This is a genomic window from Geodermatophilus arenarius, from assembly GCF_042654585.1.
Lineage (GTDB): Bacteria > Actinomycetota > Actinomycetes > Mycobacteriales > Geodermatophilaceae > Geodermatophilus > Geodermatophilus arenarius.
On sequence record NZ_JBHSGR010000027.1, the window covers coordinates 53,525 to 57,916 of the forward strand.

A 4,392-nucleotide genomic window follows, 5' to 3' on the forward strand; every position below is an offset into this window, starting at 1 on the left:
CAAGCCTCCGTGCCGACATGCCTCCGTGCCGATCCGGCGACGTGGCGACCTGCCGACGGGTCGACGGGAGGGTCAGGCGGCGCGGATCACCGAGACGTCGAACTCGACCTGGATGCGGTCGCTGACGAGCCACCCGCCCGTCTCCAGTGCGGTGTTCCAGGTCAGGCCCCACTCGCTGCGCTTGATCGCCAGCGCCCCCTCGAAGCCGACCCGGGTGTTGCCGAACGGGTCCTTCGCCGAGCCGGTCATCGCGAACTCCACGGTCACCGGGCGGGTGACGTCGCGGATGGTGAGGTCGCCGGTCACCTGGTAGGTGTCGTCGTCGGTCTGCTCGACGTCGGTGGAGGTGAACACCATCTCCGGGAACCGCTCGACGTCGAGGAAGTCCGGCGAGCGCAGGTGCGCGTCCCGGTCGGCCTGGCCGGTGTCGATGCTCGCGGTCCTGATCCGGATCGTCACGCTGCTGGCCCCGGGCTTCTGCACGTCGAGGTGCGCCTCGCCGGCGAAGTCGGTGAACGCGCCGCGGACGGTCGTCACCATCGCGTGCCGTGCCCGGATGCCGATCCGGGTGTGCGCCACGTCGATGGTGTAGTCGCCCGTGACGTCGGCCAGCGCGGCCGTCGCCGCGTCGAAGTCGGTGGGGTCGCTCTCTGCTGCCCGGTGCTTCGCCACGTGTCCCGTCCTTCCCCCTCGCTGACACACCATCCTCGCCGATCCCGCCGACGGTGCCACCGCCGGGCTCCGGGAACGGGCGGCGGACGGCCTCAGCGACCCGGGCGGAACGGGTTGCGGCCCGGCCGGAACAGCGTCTCCTGGGTCAGGCTCGCGGCCAGGACGCCGTCGCGGGTGGTCACCGAGCCGGTGTACCAGCCGCGCCCGCCGGACACGGTGTGCGGGACCAGGTCCACGAGCACCCAGTCGTCGAGCCGGGCCGTCCGGTGGAACCACACCGCGTGGTCCAGCGTCGGGCCGGGCGCCGCCTCGTCCTCGGGCAGCGCGGACAGCCCGGTGCCGATGTCGGACAGGTAGGTGAGCGCGCAGGCGTGCACCAGCGGGTCGTCGGGCAGCGCCACGGTAGACCGGGACCAGAACCGGGTCGGCCAGGAGGCGGCCGGGTGCGGCTGGGAGGGCCGGCGGCCGTCCATGGTGAACAGCCGGGGCAGCGCGAACGGCTCGCACTCCGCGGGGTCCTCGGCCGCCGGCGCCGCGGCCACCTGGACGTCGGGCCCGGCGGTGGGCGCCTGGAACGACGCCGACATCGACAGCACCACCTCGCCGCCCTGCACCGCGACCACCCGGCGCGCGGAGAACGACCCGCCGTCGCGGTCGCGGTCGACGCGGAAGACGGTCGGCCGGGCGGCGTCGCCGCTGCGGAGGAAGTAGCCGTGCAGCGAGTGCGGCAGCCGGTCGGACGCCACCGTGCGGCCGGCGGCGAGCAGCGCCTGCGCCGCGACCTGCCCGCCGTAGAGCGGGAACGGGTCGGTGAACACCAGCGCGCTGCGGTAGAGGTCCCGGTCGATCTCCTCGAGCGTCAGGACGTCGAGCAGGGTCGGCTCTCCCGCGGTCGTGGTCACGACCGGCGAAACTAACCGGGCCCGGAGCCGCCGTGCGAGGCGGCCCCGGGCCCGAGGGAGCAGTGCGGTTACAGCAGCTCGAGGATGGTGGCGTTGGCCTGGCCGCCGCCCTCGCACATCGTCTGCAGGCCGTAGCGGATGCCGTTGTCGCGCATGTGGTGCACCAGCGTCGTCATGATCCGCGCGCCCGAGCCGCCGAGCGGGTGGCCCAGGGCGATGGCGCCGCCGTTGGGGTTGAGCGACTTCTCGTCGGCGCCGAGGTCGGCCAGCCAGGCCAGCGGCACCGGCGCGAAGGCCTCGTTGACCTCGAACACGCCGATCTCGTCGATCGACAGCCCCGACCGCGCCAGCGCCTTCTGCGTGGCCGGGATCGGCGCGGTGAGCATGACCACCGGGTCGGCGCCGGCCAGCACCGCGGTGTGCACCCGGGCGATCGGCCGCAGACCGAGCTCGGCGGCCTTCTCGCTGGTGGTCATGAGCAGCGCGGCCGAGCCGTCGGAGATCTGCGAGGAGTTGCCGGCGGTGATGACGCCGTCCTCCCTGAACGCCGTCTTCAGGCCGGCGAGCTTCTCCACCGTCGACTCGCGGATGCCCTCGTCCTGGCCGACGACGGTGCCGTCGGGGGTGGTCACCGGCGCGATCTGGGCGTCGAAGCGGCCCTCGGCGCGGGCGGCGGCGGCCTTCTCGTGGGAGGCGACGGAGAACTCGTCGCAGCGCTGGCGCGACAGGCCCCACCGCTCGGCGATCGTCTCCGCACCCAGGCCCTGGTTGATCTTCGCGCCGCCGTAGCGCTCGGAGAACCTCGTCCCGAACGGGTCGGCGTCCTGCCGCGCGCTGCCCATCGGCACCCGCGACATGGACTCGACGCCGCCGGCCACGACGACGTCGTACTGACCCGACACCAGGCCCGCGGCGGCGAAGTGCACCGACTGCTGCGAGGAGCCGCACTGCCGGTCGACGGTCACGCCGGTGACCGTCTCCGGCCAGCCCGCGGCGAGCGCCGCCGTCCGGGCGATGTCGAAGGTCTGCTCGCCGACCTGGGACACGCAGCCCCAGATGACGTCCTCGATCTCGGCCGGGTCGACGCCGGCCCGCTCGGCCAGCGAGGTGAGGACGTGCGCGGACAGGTCGACCGGGTGCACCCCGGACAGCCCGCCGTTGCGCTTGCCCACGGGCGTGCGCACCGCCTCGACGATCACCGCGTCACGCATGTCTGCTCCCTCCGAGCGGGTGTGGTGCCCGGCACACTAACCCGCGCTCCTGGCGACCTCCGCCGCCCGGGCCGGGCGGCGGGCCAGGAGTCCCGCCGCGAGGGCCGCGAGCAGCGCCGCGGTGACCCAGCCGAGCCCGCTGCCGGCCAGCGGCAGGCCCGTCCCCCCGGAGGCCCGGACGACGAGCAGGACGGCGGCCACGCCGAGGGCGGTGCCCAGCTGCGCGGCGGTGTTGACCGCTCCGGCCGCCGTCCCCTGGAGCTCCGGGCCGACGTCGGTCCCCAGCGACGTCGCGGCCACCGAGGACAGCCCGATGCCCAGCCCCGCGACGGCGACCGCGGCCGACACCACCCACGTGCCCAGGCCCGCGCCGAGCAGCGCCGTGTCACCGGCGGCGATGACCGCGAGCCCCGCCGCGGCGGTGACCCGCGCCGAGGTCCGCCGCAGCACCCGCGCGGCCAGGCCCGCGCCGGCGACGACGCAGAGGCTGAACGGCACCAGGGCCAGTCCCGCGGCGGTCGCGCCGAGGCCGCCGGCGTCCTGCAGGTGCAGCGTCGCGACGGTGACCGACGAGCTGGTGGTCGCCGTGTTGGCCGCCGAGGCGAGCACGCCGCGGCGCAGGCGGGGGTGCCCCACGGCGGCGCGCGGCAGCAGCGGGTCGGGCGAGCGCCGCTCGACCGCGGGCAGGCACGCGGCGGCGGCGAGCCCGGCGAGCAACAGCGCGACGCCGGTGGCCCGGTGCGCGCCGTCCTCGACCAGCGACGCGCCGGCCACGACCGCCGCCACCGCGGCCGTGAGCACCCCGGCGCCGGCCAGGTCGAGCGTCCCCCGCGTCCGCCGCGGGGTCGGCGGCGCCGTGCGGCCCACCGCCGCCAGGAGCAGCGCGGCCAGCGGCACCTGCACCCAGAACAGCACGCGCCAGCCGGCCAGGTCGGTGAGCACGCCGCCGAGCACGAGCCCGCTCGCGCCGGCGGCCGCGCCGGTCGCGCTCCAGGCGGCCAGCGCCCGCCGCCGCGCGCCGCCCTCCTCGGTCGCGGCGGTCAGCAGGCGCAGCGCGGTCGGCACGGAGAGGGCGGCCGCAGCCCCCAGGGCGCCGCGCGCCACCACCAGCACCCCGGCCGACGGCGCGACCGCGGCCAGCAGCGACGCCGCGCCGAAGCCGGCCAGCCCGGCCCCCAGGACCCGCGCGTGACCGAACCGGTCGCCCAGGCGCGCGGCCGGCATGAGCAGTGCCCCGAACAGGACGGCGTAGACGGTCACCACCGGCGCGGCCGCCGACGGCGGTGCGCCGAGGTCGGCCAGCACCGTGGGCAGCGCCGCGACCACCAGCGTGGTGCTGAGGACGTCGACGAACTGCACCGCGCACAGGGTCGGGACCGCTGCCGGACCTGCCATGCCAGGACGGGTACCCCGCTTCTTCATCGATGAAGCACGGGGTGGCGCCGCGTCGTCCCGGAGGAAGCGGGACCGCCCGGTGCCGCGAAGCCCACAGGAGCGCCGCGCGCCCCTAGCCTGCGCCGCGTGAGCCGAGACCGTCCCGAGCACGGCGGCCCCCCGGGCCGCCCGATCCCGGCGCGGCTCGACCCGCGCGCCGGCCGTCCCTCGCG

At 76.4% G+C, this 4,392-nt stretch carries 4 protein-coding genes; all 4 read right to left on the reverse strand.

All coding sequences use genetic code 11. The annotated features are described in order from the left end of the window. Positions 1-72 precede the first annotated feature (72 nt). Positions 73-672, reverse strand: coding sequence for a YceI family protein (locus tag ACFO3M_RS20245; protein WP_387993194.1), 600 nt, complete (start codon positions 670-672; stop codon positions 73-75). Between the two features lie 92 nt (positions 673-764). Continuing rightward, positions 765-1,574, reverse strand: a complete 810-nt coding sequence (locus ACFO3M_RS20250) for an acyl-CoA thioesterase (RefSeq protein WP_387993197.1) — start codon at positions 1,572-1,574, stop codon at positions 765-767. A gap of 68 nt (positions 1,575-1,642) precedes the next feature. Beyond that, on the reverse strand, positions 1,643-2,785 hold the full coding sequence (locus ACFO3M_RS20255) for a thiolase family protein (protein ID WP_387993199.1): 1,143 nt from the start codon (positions 2,783-2,785) through the stop codon (positions 1,643-1,645). Positions 2,786-2,821: 36 nt separating this feature from the next. Next, entirely contained in the window at positions 2,822-4,180 is a 1,359-nt protein-coding gene (locus ACFO3M_RS20260; RefSeq protein ID WP_387993202.1) for an MFS transporter, read from the reverse strand. Positions 4,181-4,392: the final 212 nt, after the last annotated feature.